The sequence below is a fragment of the Pseudobdellovibrio exovorus JSS genome (assembly GCF_000348725.1).
GTDB classification, from domain to species: Bacteria; Bdellovibrionota; Bdellovibrionia; order Bdellovibrionales; family Bdellovibrionaceae; genus Pseudobdellovibrio; species Pseudobdellovibrio exovorus.
This window is the reverse complement of sequence record NC_020813.1, coordinates 2350816-2364013: the sequence shown is the minus strand read 5'-3', so window position 1 is coordinate 2364013 and position 13198 is coordinate 2350816. Positions and strand designations below refer to the sequence as shown.

Here is a 13198-nt window from a genome sequence, read left to right as displayed (position 1 = left end):
ATGAGAATTATTGTCGTTACCATCCTTACGTTGTTGATGTCTTTTGTTTGCTTTCTGACTGTGAAGTACTGGGGGCGCTCTTTAAGTTATACTGAGTACAATCACCCGATGTTACAGCAATCCGCAGAGCCGATTATTTTTTCTAAACCCTCGTTTGAGCATTTAGATCAGGCTTTGGCTGGTAAAGAGAATCTGTTTTTAGATATCTCGGTCACCTTTGATCAGAAGCTAGTGATCCCTCGTCGCCAATGGCAAAGTACAGAAAGACCGATTCGTCTGTTTAACTATGACGAAGTTAAAAATGATGTGATTCTTTTGTCTGATGTAACGGAGCAACTCAAAAACAAAAAATTAGTCCTTAATATCATTGAAAATGCACATGCTGTTCACCAAGTATTTATACATAATCTAGAGCAAATGGGTTTGGCTAAAGGTGACAATTTTATTGTGACCAGTCCGTATGAAGCTCCGATGAAGGCCTTAAAAGAAATTGCGCCGGCTTTAGTATTTGCAACGACACAACCTGAAATTTTAAAAATCGTTGCGATGCAGTCGATGCATTTGATAGAAGCGGTTTCGTTTCGTGCGGATGTGATTTTACAGCCTTTGAAAATTCGTCAACATGATTTTTTTAATGAAGAGCTTTTGGCTGAGATGAAAAGAAGGAAGAAGAAAATACTTGTAGGGCCTATTGAACCTGATCAGATTCAGTCAGCCCTACAGTTGGAACCTTTAGGAATAATTATCTACGAGTAGTTTGGCGAATATTTCCGTTAGCATCTAAAGTTAGAGTGTCGCTTTGACGTCTGTCAGACAACACGCTGCGAACTTGCCAGCTAACATTCAAGATCATACCAGCAACTGGGCTGCGGCTTGTACCCATATTGTATACAGAGTCTACTGAAGCTGTAGCGTCTAATTGCCACATTGGTAATACGTTAACATCAACTGGTTCAACTGATGCGTAACCAATGTAACGACCTACACCTTCAACGCTTCCACCGTATAACAAAGTCACGCGGTAAACTAAACGAGCGACTTCTACACCCATTAAGTTTTTGTAGCTAGCACTGTAAACGCGAGTTACGGGTTGTTGCCAACCTTCAAGTTGTGACCAAGCTAATGCACCCTGTGGTAAAGCAGTTGCACGTGAGCTGTTGTAGTTTGAAACGGGACGAGCTTTTTCTACCACATTCCAAACTTTTGTTCCGATGTTGATCACTTGGTCTACGATGGCTTCTGCAGCAGTCAATTTAGCGCTGATACCATTTAACTGACCTAAAAGTTCTGATTCATAAAGTTCGCGATCAGTTACTGCGTGTTGAGGATATTGATCAGTAACATCAGTTGTTTCAACAGATCCTAAAGTCAGGGCTCTGCGATCGCTGTTACTTCCTGCTTGAGCAGAAAAAGACGTTAACAAAGTGGCTACTAATACAAGCGTCAAACTTTTCATCAAAACCCCCCTAAGGTTTGTGTGTTTTTGTTGTTGAAACAGGGTTTAGCACCACAGGCCCAAATAAAGGAATCTATTTTTATTTTCGACAGTAATTTTGTAGACGTTCATAAATTATTTACAGGATTTGGGGTTCAAAAGTGTCGTGTATTGTCTCTGAAGCCTGTTTTGCATATTAAACAATCAATTTTTAGACAGCTCAAATCTGCGCTTTATACATAATATATTGTGTGAAGTGAATAATAAGGTCCGTAAAAAACCACAGAGGTATCCTATTTCTCTTTATAAAAACCGGCCAATCCATGGACAGTAAAACCAATTCTATTAAGTAAGATCTATAGGGTCATAAGCTCTATTGAATAGGCCCCTGTTTGCTTTAAGGTTTTCATTTGCTTTTCATTTAAATCTCATATAATTTTCCTTTCGTTAAATACGATAAAAATGTGCGTATTTTAAAGAGGCTAAAATTAGCTGGTTGTGATATTATCTTAACTAGCTGATATTAAAGAGATTTTTATGAACAAAATGAATAAAAAAATGGAATATGCCCTGATGTCCTTGCGGATCATCACGCAGAAATCTGCCGGAGAGTTAACCACCGCAAAAGAGGTGGCCGAGCAGATGCACATTTCGTTCGAAACCACTGCGCGTGTGTTGCAAGCGCTTTCGTCTCGCGGATTATTAAAAGCGGAATATGGTGTGGGTGGTGGATATATTCTGGCGCGCTCTTTATCTGAAGTATCACTGCATGATCTTTCCGAAATGCTAGAGGGACATACGACGTTGACGAAATGCTTAAGCTCAGATGAAGCCTGCGAGATTCAATCGACGTGCAATATTATGTCTCCGATCAACAACTTAAATAAGAAAATTCAAGAGTTCTATAAATCTGTTAGTTTAGATGAGGTCCTACATGTCTGAGTCGTACGAGTACAAATATGGTTTTAGTACGGACATTGAAACTGAGGCTTTTCCGAAAGGCCTTAGTGAAGAGATCATTCGCCTGATCTCGCAAAAGAAAAATGAGCCCGAGTGGTTATTAGAATACCGTCTTAAATCTTACCGCCATTGGCTGACATTGACTGAGCCCACATGGGCTGCGGTGAAGTATCCGCCGATTGATTTCCAAGCTTTGACTTATTATGCGGCTCCGAAAGCTAAAAGCGAAGAAGCTCCAAAGTCTATGGATGAACTTGATCCAGAATTAATTAAGACATTCGAGCGCTTAGGAATTCCGTTATCAGAGCAGAAGCGAATCTCGGGCGTGGCTGTGGATGTGGTATTTGATTCTGTCAGCATTGCAACAACTCGCTATGAAGAGCTGGATCAACTAGGTGTGATCTTCTGCTCTATTTCTGAAGCGGTAAAAAATCATCCAGAACTAGTAAAAAAATACTTAGGCTCGGTTGTGCCCTCAACGGACAATTACTATGCGGCTTTAAACGGAGCTGTTTTTTCTGACGGATCTTTTGTGTACATTCCAAAAGGGGTTCGTTGTCCGATCGACTTATCCACTTATTTCCGTATTAACGCGAAAGAGACAGGCCAGTTTGAAAGAACACTGATCGTGGCAGAAGAAAGCAGCTATGTGAACTATCTTGAAGGTTGTACAGCACCTCAGCGTGATGAAAACCAACTGCATGCAGCGGTCGTCGAGTTAGTGGCTTTAGATAATGCCGAAATTAAATACTCGACAGTTCAGAACTGGTACACGGGTGATAAAGAAGGTAAAGGCGGAATCTACAATTTTGTGACAAAGCGTGGAATCTGCAAAGGCAAGAAATCTAAAATTTCATGGACGCAGGTTGAATCAGGATCGGCGATCACATGGAAATACCCATCAGTGATTTTACAAGGTGAAAGTTCTGAAGGGGCTTTTTACTCGGTTGCATTAACTCACGATTATATGCAGGCAGATACGGGCACGAAGATGATCCATATCGGGAAAAACACGAAAAGCACAATTATCTCGAAAGGGATTTCGACAGGACATTCTTCAAATGCCTATCGTGGCCAAGTGAAGATCATGGCGTCTGCTGAAAATGCACGTAATTACTCGCAATGTGACTCGATGTTAGTGGGGAACAGATCAAGTGCTCACACGTTCCCCTACATCGAAGTGAAAAACAAAACGGCAACACTCGAGCACGAAGCGACCACATCGCGTATCTCGGAAGATCAGATTTTTTATTTAAAATCGCGCGGGTTGGATAATGAAAAGGCGATTTCGATGTTAGTGAATGGATTCTGTAAGGAAGTATTTAAAGAACTTCCACTAGAGTTCTCGGTCGAAGCCGTTAAGTTGATTGAAATGAAATTAGAAAATTCAGTGGGATAGAACAGGACTGCACATGTTAGAAATATCGAATTTACACGCAAGAGTAGAAGAAAAAGAAATCCTAAAAGGTTTGTCTTTAAAAATTAATGCAGGCGAAGTGCATGCGATCATGGGGCCCAATGGTTCAGGAAAAAGCACACTTTCTAAGGTATTAGCAGGCCATCCCTCTTATGAAGTCACTTCTGGAGAAGTAAAATACGAAGTGAATTTTCAAATGCAAAACTTATTAGAGCTAGAACCAGATGTGCGCGCTAAAGAGGGTATCTTCTTGGCCTTTCAATATCCGGTAGAAGTTCCGGGTGTATCTAATTTTAACTTTTTACATACAGCTTTTAATTCAGTTCTACAGCATCAAGGATCTGAACCGATGAGTGAAGGTGAGTTCCGCGAGTTCTTGTACCAAAAAATGAAAGTGGTGCAGATGAAACCAGAATATCTTGAGCGACCTGTAAACGTAGGATTCTCGGGCGGAGAGAAAAAACGTAACGAGATTCTGCAAATGGCAGTGTTGTCGCCACGATTAGCTTTGTTAGATGAAACAGATTCTGGTCTAGATATTGATGCTTTACGAGTTGTAGCTGAAGGCGTGAATAAATTGCGTTCTAAACAGAATGCAATCTTACTGGTGACTCACTATCAAAGACTTTTAGATTACATCAAGCCTGACTTTGTACACGTTTTAGCTGGTGGAAAGATTATCCAGTCCGGGGACGCTTCGTTGGCCTTAGAACTCGAGAAAAAAGGTTACGACTGGTTGGTGAACTAAAATGAGCTGGGAAACAAGTTACTTAAACTTTAAAAATCGCGCCGCTTTAGATAGCGTTAAGGCGAATGAAGAGCGCCAGAAGTCTTTCGAGCGTTTTGTCGCCGAGGGCCTTCCTACGCGTCGTGACGAGGCGTGGAAGTTTACTTCGTTAACGGGATTCAAAGAAATAGACTGGAAGTCCCATGAAGACGACGAGATGCATTTGACTCACGAGCAGATGCAAGAGGTCTCGAAAAACCTTCCTTCAGATTTTATTAATTTTGTTTTTGTAAATGGTATTTTGAATAACACACTGTCGGATGATGCTGACGGCTTAATTGAAATCACTGAACTAGAAGAGTCAGATTTTTCAACAGCAACTGAAAATGTAGAAGAGCGCCTTTTAAATTTAGCACAGGCTTTTTTGCAGAAAAAAATCAATTTAAAGGTTTTAAAGCATCGTCAAATCGACAAACCGGTACAAGTGGTTTTTGTACAATCGTCTAAGAACTCAGTTTATCTTAGCGAAAAGTTGAACGTTCACTTAGAAGAAAACTCAGAGCTCAAACTCCTAGTCCACTCGATGAGCTTCATTAATTCCACTGCTGACGCTATAAACTTAAATGTGAATGTGCAGGTCGACAAATCGGCAAGACTCACATTCGTTCAGTTGCAAGATGAAGATGCGGGTTCGTATCACTTTTCTCAGGTACAGATTTCATTGCAGGCTTCAGCTTGGGTACAATCTTTAGCATTATCTTTAGGAAATCGTCTGGTGCGCAATTACCTTCATTTAAGATTTAATGAAGAAAATGCGGAAGCTGAAGTGTATGGCTTAGGTGTCTTAGATGAGCAGCAACATCTAGATAATTATACATTTATCGAACACGCCGTTGGCCACAATCAGTCAGTTCAGCACTATAAATCTATTCTGTCTGGCGCGGCTCACTCTGTCTTCCGTGGACGTGTGCGTATTGCACAAGATGCTCAAAAGGCGAACTCAGAACAGCTGAATAATAATCTGTTATTAACTCGTCAGGCGCAAGCCGACAGTATTCCTCAATTAGAAATTTATGCGGATGATGTTAAGGCGGGGCACGGATCGACAGTGGGGCAGTTAAATAAAGAAGAAATTTTTTATTTTCTGAGCCGTGGGATCAATCAATTCCAAGCGGTGAAGATGCTCTCTTTTGGTTTTGCGAAAGAGTTGGTCTATAAAGTTAAAAATGAAACTTTACAGAACTATCTTTTAAACTCACTGAATAAAAAACTAGAGCGTATGGTGCAAAATGGATAGCCACCAAACGGACAGCCAAACTCTAGAGATCAGACAACAGTTCCCAGCGCTCCGACAAAAAGTACGGGGTCGTGATCTGGTTTATCTAGACAGTGCGGCGACGACACTCAAGCCTCAAAGTGTGATTGATCGTATTTCTAAGTTCTACAGTCTTGAAACAGCTAATGTTCATCGTGGTGCTCACTATCTGAGTGATGCGGCTACAGACGAATTTGAAAAATCACGTGAGGCGATCCGTATTTTCTTAAATGCCTCTTCCATTGAAGAAGTGATTTTTACTCGTGGAACAACAGAGAGTATTAATCTGGTTGCAGAGAGCTATGGCAGCTTCTTAAATGCAGGTGACGAAATTGTTCTGACGGAAATGGAACACCATTCAAATATGGTGGCATGGCAAGTTCTAGCTCAGAAAAAAAACTGTACAGTGAAGTACATCGCTGTTTTGCCTAATGGTGAAATCGACGAGGCTTCTATCGAGAGTACTATTACATCTAAAACTAAACTGGTCGCTTTTTCGGGATGTTCCAATATCTTAGGGACATTAACTCCGATTAAAAAGATCGTTTCTAAAGCGCGCTCTGTAGGTGCTGTGACGTTATTGGATGCCGCTCAGTATGTTTCACAAAAAAAAGTAGACGTTCAAGCTCTAGGCGTGGATTTCTTAGCTTTTTCTTCGCATAAACTGTTTGGTCCATTCGGTTTTGGTGTTCTGTATGGCCGTAAAGAGTTATTAGATAAGATGCCTCCGTACCAAAGTGGTGGCAGCATGATTCACGCCGTGGATTTTGAGGGGACAACCTTCAATCACTTGCCATTTAAGTTTGAAGCCGGAACTCCCCATGTCGAAGGGGCTATCGGTACGTTAGAGTCACTGCGCTTTTTACAACAGTACAACATCAGTGCTCTTTTTGAACACGAACAGCGCTTGATGAAAATCGCTGTAGATGAGTTAAAACAAATTCCTGAAGTTCGTCTGATCGGTGAGGCCCGTGAAAAAGCAGCCATCGTGAGTTTTGTGATGGAGGGAGTCCATCACGCGGACTTAGGGCAGATTTTAGATCAGCAGGGTGTAGCCATTCGTGTGGGACATCACTGCACACAGCCTTTATTGAAAAAGTTAGGGATAACAGGCACAGCACGTGCTTCGATTTCGATTTATAATAATGAAAATGATATTTCTCAGTTTATTGATGGTGTTAAAAAAGCCAAGAGGATGTTGTTATGAGTACTAGCCAAGAAGTTCTAATTCGAGTTCAAGCTACACCGAATCCTGCGGCATGGAAGTTTGTATTAAATCTTCCCGTGCTGAATGAAGGAAAAGCGACCTATTCAGATAAACAGGAAGCTGAACACAATAATTTAGCGAGTTCACTATTCCAAATAGATGGAGTTCGTCAGGTCCACTTCTTTCAGAATGTGATCACAGTAACGCATCAGTTTGACTATGACAGCGATGAAGTGAGTAAGCAGGTCTGTGCTGTGATTCAAACTCGCATGCCAGTACATAACCCGAACCAAACAGTTTTGGACGAAAAGAAAATTGCACGCCAAAATCTTTCACCTGATCTACAAAGAATCGAAGAGATCTTAGATCGCACCATCCGTCCTGGTTTACAGGGTGATGGTGGCGATATTGAAGTCGTGAAGTTTGAAGATAATAAAGTGTACGTCATCTATCAAGGTGCCTGTGGAACGTGCCCAAGTGCCACAACAGGAACATTGATGGCTATTGACGGGATACTGAAAGACGAATTTGACCCATCAGTGGAAGTGATTCCTCTTTAGGTGCCAGGCCCTGTTTACGGACACAGAGCGTAAACTCGTTATCTCAGTTCATATGAGTCTATTAGCGAATCACATTTTCAGGAGAGAACTTACCACGCGAAGGTGATTCCTCTTGTGTGTTTTGTTGAGCATTGCCTTGTTGGTTAAGCTCATTTTGATAGATAGCATATTCCAAAGAGTCTTCAATACGTGAAGAGATTAAAACTTCACGTTGTACGGGAATACTGCTCACATCACCTTTGATTTCAAAACTCAAATACTTTCGATTTTCTTTAGAAAAGCCACGCAGTTTTAAAACCAACTCACGCGACTCACCAACATTTAAAGATCCCAGTTGATCTTGTAACGAGCCTTCCAATGTTTGCGAATTTTCCGCAAGATGCCAGTTGTAGATCAAACCAGTTGGAAGAGGTCGAATCGCCGTTATAATAACTTTTACTTCGGAAACGTCGTCATCTTTTTGAGCGAGTTGTTGAGTGTCCACTTTTATGTCGAAGAAGTGACGAGCTGTTTGTTCTAAACCCACCTTGCTCATTCTGGGTTGGGATGCAATAAAGCGATTTTGTGTCGAATCGGGCTGGGCCCACTTAACACCGTGATATCCTAAAAAGCCTCCAGCTATTAACACAAAAATAGATGCTAGTAATTGCTGTTGTCTGGACATAGGTATTCTCCTGCATTATTTGTCGTCAGTGTATACTCATAAACTGTGGAATTAGAAACTGTGATCGCAGAGCCTGCGGTGTAGGCTCGTAAATTTAAAACGTAGCGAGCCGTTTTCGGCAGAGTCGCAAGATTGACTAAACTCTCTGTTTGAGATGTTGCCGTAGAGTTAGTTCTTGAATAGCGAATAAATTGCGAGTTGGAATCTGGAACTTTAGTATAAGCTGTACAGATATAACTACTATTGTAGTTGATACAAGGACTCTCTGGGTAGCGATAAGCCTCTGGCATCAGAGCTAAGTCTAAATCCACATTTGAACCAGCTAAATGTGTAGCACTTAAAGTGATGGTATTAGCATTAATCGTATTAAAATCCACATAGTAAAAGTGATTTGAATAGCGCGGATCAGAACGTTCATCATCCAAGCCTTGAATGTAAGCCTTAGCTGGTTCTTTACGAGGATGGAACTGTATTTTGCATTCAGTGGACTGTGGAACTAACTTGATACCATAGCTGGGCCAATTTAAGTCTGTTGATGTGTAAACAGCGTCACCGTGTGGTTGCTGAGCTTCGTTAGTCAAAATAGTTGTGACTTCTGCGGGTAGCGGGTTGGGAGCTAATACCGCCTTGAATCTTTCATAGAAACGCACCGAGCTTCTGAACGGAAATGATCCTTGTCCTAAATCTACAAAAGACTTCCACACTTCAGAAAAGTAAGTTGTCGGAGAAGGATCTGTCGTTTCAGCCACACATCGAGTTGCCGGATCACAGGTGTTCGATATTTTAAATAAACTGCGCGCGATAGAAACCTCGCGAAAATGCCCTTCACCTGGATTTGCTGTGCCATCAACTTTGTCGTAGTGGTAGTCGTATCCTAGGTAGTTTGTGGCCACTCGTTCGGGATCTGTACCATCGCGAATCATTTCAAATCGAATCAGCTCTCGTGGCGTGGTTACAAAAGCATCGCCTGCATATCCAGATGTATCTAAATAGAAATTCCAGTCTGTAGAGTTGTTAATGGCAACTCCAGACAGTGCTGTGCGTACGGCACTGCTATTATTGTAGATCTTATCGAAATTATTACGAATAACATGGGCCCCTAAAAAATTTCCCCAACCTTCAGACCATGCTAATCGTGGATCAATACGGAATAAACCGTTGTGGGCTCCACCCGGAGAATCGGCTTTACCGCAGGCGCTTTCAATATGATGGCCAATTTCATGAATAACGACGGCATCATCAAAATGGTCTGTGTCGGCCTTTCTCACATCACCGAGCTTACCGCCATTGATGTACAACTCGTTATAGCCGCGCAAATAAAAGGAAACATTATCAACATCAGCAGGTGAGACATTTGGGTAAATATATTGAGCGGGATTAAATCCAGCTTGCCAGTACATGTCTAGTTTAGGATTTAAGCAGCTTAGATTTTGTGTCGTTCCCACAGATGAGGAAAGGTATTCATAGGTTGTTATCAGATTATTTAAAATATTAAATGCAGCACCGGGGATGCTAACATCGTCATTTTCTTTTGCGGTTGCCAAAAGATCATTTGTGGGAATCGTTACATTTGTTCCCATAGAAGTAAATGTCTTGGAAATCGAGTGATGGGAATTAGTACAGATATCTTTTTTAACTGAGGCATTAGTTGTGAAGCTGGCCCCAGAGGATGGGAAGGTGGTATTTGTGCGGGAAATAACTTTGACGACATAACTGCCACTGGTTGTTGGAATAGTTAAAGCGGACGAACCATTAAAAGCGCGCAGTTGTCCGGTCCCATCGGTAACGCCACATTGAACTAATGAGCCAGAGCTATTTAGAACTTGAACTTCAGCAAAACGAATAGGTAGCTCAATTAAATCTGCATTGCCGCTTAAAAATAAAGAGTTCCCGCTGCGAATAATAGAGCGCTTTTGAAACTTAGCTTCCCCGCTGACAGTGATCGTACTGACAGAGCTATAGTCAATAGGGCTACAGGCCGCCACTTCTGGGACCACTGACGTACACGCCGGAGCTGGTGTCGGCGCAGGCGTGTCGATCTTTAATGGCACACAACTGCTGATTAGCGCGCTTGAAAGTATTAAAGAGGGAAGTACGTGCAACAAGTTTTTCAAAATTAAGTCCTTAAGTGGTGGTTATGATTAAGCTTTATTTGGAAGCCTTAATCTTCTCTACATTTTGCACCACATTCTCAAAAGTGCTTTCGGGGTCCGAGGCAATTAAGCTGTCACCGCTGATGCGATGGCCACTTTGTTCACCTAAAATTTCAAATCCGACATGGTGGTTGGACTCTAAACTGAATCCTGTGACCACAATCTTAAATTTAGCCGGAGACTCTTTACGCAATTCAGATAATTGTCCTGTCAGCTCACCTTCAATAACGGTGACATTTTCGCCAATTTTCCAGCGATAAGAAAGTGGTCCATTAAAGTCGAAAGGAATGCTGACTTCGGCCTGAATGGCATTTTTGTCGGAATTCTTTTTCACATTTTCGTGAGTGATTTTGACTTGAATCACTCTGTTGACGACACCTTTGCTACTAAATTGTGAGCGAGGAATATCTGCAGAGGCAAAACTCGATTTAGCAAAAGCAGGTGTCGAGGACTTCGGAGCCAATGATTGGGTGTAATAAAGTAAAATGGCCACGAAAGCGGCGACAAAAAACGAAGCAAGAATTTTTATGGACATATGTTATCTCCATTTTGGTTGGTTATTCTGTACTCGTACTCTGTTAGTGAGTTGATAGATTTATTCGCTGTGTAAGCACGGATATTTAATAAATAACGGCGATTCTTATTTAAAGTATTTAAGTCACGGATTGTTTTCGTATTAATCGCACCCGCGCGGCGGTCATAGCGGACGACATACTCGTTAATACCACGGCTCGGAGCAAACGAACCTAAGCATGTGCCATAGGCATCGCGCTGAGTGGTACAACTGTAATCATCGACAGAGAAGTAGTTGCTGCCATCATATAAAAGTAAATCAAACTCGGTGTCGGTTCCGCCAGAAACAGTCTTGGTAAAAGTCACACTGAGTTCGCTGACATTACTGAGGTAATTTAAATCTAAAGTATAAAAGTGATTTGAGTAGCGTTGATCTGAATTAGTTCCTGTTAGAACTGGGTCGTCTGAGCGTGGTTCAATTCTAAGCGTTTGGGAACAAGATCCAGCGGTCACTGTTGTTAAATAAGTTCCATAAGGAATCCATGAATAAACACTGCCCGAGTTGTAATACCCATCCGAGAATAAATGTAAGGCTTCCGAAGTCACTGCGGCGTTGAAGGTGCGATAAACACTATTCCATGTCGCTGCGCCTAGTGATGACTTAATCAGTTCAAACAAGTTTAAAGAGCTTTTGTAAATGTACTGTAATTGTCCAATGCCAGTTTGCTTATTCATGGCAGACCAAATATAGCTAAAAGGAATTTCATTCCCTGAAGAAATACAGTTCGCACCACAGGCATTGGTAAACTTAAATAGTCCACGTGTGATAGCACCTTCACGGAAGTGACCTTCACCAAAGTAGCGGGAAGGATCAACTTTATCGAAAGGTTGTCCAAAGAAAATACCGCTTTGCCATGAGTCCGGATTATTTCCAGGCTTTTTCAGATCAAACATAAATCCGCCGCCGCTACCAATGTTTTGTACGGAGTCTGAAAAACCCTCTGAGGCAAAAAGATAAGTCCAATTCGTATCGGTGATTCCGGACGTGGCCATCTTAGTTGTAAATTCAGGATTTAACTGTTGAATCGAATTGTACATCACCTGTGCCGCAAAATAATTAGCCCAGCCTTCAGCCCATGCTAAACGGGGATCGATACGTGTAATGATTTGATGTGAACCGCCTGGGGTTCTTAATGAGCCACAGACATTTTCGATATGATGACCTAATTCGTGTATAGTGACGTAATCGTCAAAGTGATTCGTCACTTCCAACGAGATATTTCCTAAACGGCCACCTGTGATATAAAGCGAGTTATTAGATTGATCGTAAAAACTACCATTGCCTAAACCAGAAGGATCTAGATCGGGGTAGATATACTGAGCAGGATTAAATCCGATGCGCCAGTAGACATTTAGTTTTTCGCTTAAGCAAGTCGTATTGGTGATACCCGTATTCGAGCGAATGTAGTTGTACGCCGTGTACATATTATTCAAGATGTTGAACGCACCACCCTCCACATCCATTGAATCTGTCTGACGGGCATAGGCGACTAGGCGAACACTGCTATCGTCGCGCGCATTAGAAGAAAAAGAGGCGCTTAAAGAGTGAAGCTCATTTGTGTACTTATCTTTTTTGACAGCAACATTGACTGCAAAATCAGGTTTTCCGGCAAAAGTTAACGTGTGATTGATACGCGAAAAAATTCTGGCAGTGTAGTTGCCCGCAATGGCTGGAATTTCTAAATTAGAAACAGCATCTAAAGCTTTTAGATTTCCGTTATTATCGGTTTTACCACATTGAATGATTTGATTCTTAGAATCGTAAACCGCCACTTCAGCGAAACGAATAGGAAGTGGTGTAGCTAAGGGATCGCCCAGTGTCATATTTTTTAATTCACCACCTTGTAACACAAGATTCACACCACGCTTGTAGAACACGGCAGTTCCGACAAGAGATGTTTTAGAGGCATAGGTGTAGTGCTGTTTACATTCTGGAATTTCGTATTTCTGCGAAAGGTATTCATTAAAACGCGAGTTCTGGATCGGAGTACAAGCTCCCACCCAAATCAGCGCAAGTATTAATAAACACAGGTTAAAATAACGATTTTTCACTCTTAAATTTATCGGTAATTTTGCGAAAAGACTCGAGCGATCTGGACTGTCAGAAGGACCAGAAAGCGCATGTGATCAGTCGAAAAATAAGAGTATTTCAAAAAAAGTGTCTCACTACGAGACATAAAGAAACTA

The 13198-nt window shown here is 41.6% G+C and carries 12 protein-coding genes; 7 read left to right on the top strand and 5 right to left on the bottom strand.

Features of this window, described 5'->3' with window-relative positions; all coding sequences use genetic code 11:
* Window positions 1-756, top strand: a complete 756-nt coding sequence (locus A11Q_RS11670; RefSeq protein WP_015471025.1) for a PI-PLC domain-containing protein — start codon at window positions 1-3, stop codon at window positions 754-756.
* On the opposite strand, the gene A11Q_RS13630 is transcribed toward A11Q_RS11670, so the two are convergent.
* Window positions 743-1456 carry a hypothetical protein gene (locus A11Q_RS13630; protein ID WP_015471024.1) on the bottom strand — a complete coding sequence of 238 codons (714 nt, stop codon included), beginning with the start codon at window positions 1454-1456 and terminating at the stop codon, window positions 743-745. The two genes, A11Q_RS11670 and A11Q_RS13630, sit on opposite strands and share 14 nt — an antisense overlap.
* Window positions 1457-1972: 516 nt before the next feature.
* Here A11Q_RS13630 and A11Q_RS11660 point away from each other — a divergent pair.
* The 6 genes from A11Q_RS11660 to A11Q_RS11635 are packed head-to-tail and all read left to right on the top strand — an operon-like array spanning window position 1973 to window position 7621.
* Window positions 1973-2377, top strand: coding sequence for an RrF2 family transcriptional regulator (locus tag A11Q_RS11660; protein WP_015471023.1), 405 nt, complete (start codon window positions 1973-1975; stop codon window positions 2375-2377).
* Window positions 2370-3794, top strand: coding sequence for a Fe-S cluster assembly protein SufB (sufB, locus tag A11Q_RS11655; protein ID WP_015471022.1), 1425 nt, complete (start codon window positions 2370-2372; stop codon window positions 3792-3794). Before A11Q_RS11660 ends, sufB begins: the two co-directional genes overlap by 8 nt.
* A 13-nt stretch (window positions 3795-3807) precedes the next feature.
* Entirely contained in the window at window positions 3808-4560 is a 753-nt protein-coding gene (sufC, locus tag A11Q_RS11650; RefSeq protein WP_015471021.1) for a Fe-S cluster assembly ATPase SufC, read from the top strand.
* Window position 4561: 1 nt separating this feature from the next.
* Complete coding sequence (sufD, locus tag A11Q_RS11645; protein WP_015471020.1) at window positions 4562-5836, top strand: Fe-S cluster assembly protein SufD; 1275 nt, start codon at window positions 4562-4564, stop codon at window positions 5834-5836.
* A complete protein-coding gene (locus A11Q_RS11640) occupies window positions 5829-7061 on the top strand; it encodes an aminotransferase class V-fold PLP-dependent enzyme (RefSeq protein ID WP_015471019.1) in 1233 nt (410 codons plus the stop codon). Before sufD ends, A11Q_RS11640 begins: the two co-directional genes overlap by 8 nt.
* The gene (locus A11Q_RS11635; protein WP_015471018.1) at window positions 7058-7621 is read left to right on the top strand and encodes a NifU family protein; all 564 of its coding nucleotides are present in this window, start codon (window positions 7058-7060) and stop codon (window positions 7619-7621) included. The genes A11Q_RS11640 and A11Q_RS11635 overlap by 4 nt, the downstream gene beginning before the upstream one ends.
* Before the next feature lie 61 nt (window positions 7622-7682).
* Here A11Q_RS11635 and A11Q_RS11630 read toward each other — a convergent pair whose 3' ends face one another.
* Genes A11Q_RS11630 through A11Q_RS11615 form a run of 4 tightly spaced genes read right to left on the bottom strand, consistent with a single transcriptional unit; the run spans window position 7683 to window position 13063 of the window.
* Window positions 7683-8285 (bottom strand): hypothetical protein, encoded by a 603-nt coding sequence (locus A11Q_RS11630; RefSeq protein WP_015471017.1) that lies wholly within the window; start codon window positions 8283-8285, stop codon window positions 7683-7685.
* Window positions 8261-10399, bottom strand: a complete 2139-nt coding sequence (locus A11Q_RS11625; RefSeq protein WP_015471016.1) for a hypothetical protein — start codon at window positions 10397-10399, stop codon at window positions 8261-8263. Before A11Q_RS11625 ends, A11Q_RS11630 begins: the two co-directional genes overlap by 25 nt.
* 34 nt (window positions 10400-10433) lie before the next feature.
* Entirely contained in the window at window positions 10434-10973 is a 540-nt protein-coding gene (locus A11Q_RS11620) for a hypothetical protein (RefSeq protein ID WP_015471015.1), read from the bottom strand.
* Window positions 10964-13063, bottom strand: coding sequence for a hypothetical protein (locus A11Q_RS11615; protein ID WP_015471014.1), 2100 nt, complete (start codon window positions 13061-13063; stop codon window positions 10964-10966). Before A11Q_RS11615 ends, A11Q_RS11620 begins: the two co-directional genes overlap by 10 nt.
* Window positions 13064-13198 lie beyond the last annotated feature (135 nt).

Bases quoted from the DNA above. Each gene is read 5' to 3' on its own strand.
- A11Q_RS11670 (WP_015471025.1), top strand. From the start codon at position 1: ATGAGAATTATTGTCGTTACCATCCTTACGTTGTTGATGTCTTTTGTT.
- A11Q_RS13630 (WP_015471024.1), bottom strand. From the start codon at position 1,456: ATGAAAAGTTTGACGCTTGTATTAGTAGCCACTTTGTTAACGTCTTTT.
- A11Q_RS11660 (WP_015471023.1), top strand. From the start codon at position 1,973: ATGAACAAAATGAATAAAAAAATGGAATATGCCCTGATGTCCTTGCGG.
- sufB (WP_015471022.1), top strand. From the start codon at position 2,370: ATGTCTGAGTCGTACGAGTACAAATATGGTTTTAGTACGGACATTGAA.
- sufC (WP_015471021.1), top strand. From the start codon at position 3,808: ATGTTAGAAATATCGAATTTACACGCAAGAGTAGAAGAAAAAGAAATC.
- sufD (WP_015471020.1), top strand. From the start codon at position 4,562: ATGAGCTGGGAAACAAGTTACTTAAACTTTAAAAATCGCGCCGCTTTA.
- A11Q_RS11640 (WP_015471019.1), top strand. From the start codon at position 5,829: ATGGATAGCCACCAAACGGACAGCCAAACTCTAGAGATCAGACAACAG.
- A11Q_RS11635 (WP_015471018.1), top strand. From the start codon at position 7,058: ATGAGTACTAGCCAAGAAGTTCTAATTCGAGTTCAAGCTACACCGAAT.
- A11Q_RS11630 (WP_015471017.1), bottom strand. From the start codon at position 8,285: ATGTCCAGACAACAGCAATTACTAGCATCTATTTTTGTGTTAATAGCT.
- A11Q_RS11620 (WP_015471015.1), bottom strand. From the start codon at position 10,973: ATGTCCATAAAAATTCTTGCTTCGTTTTTTGTCGCCGCTTTCGTGGCC.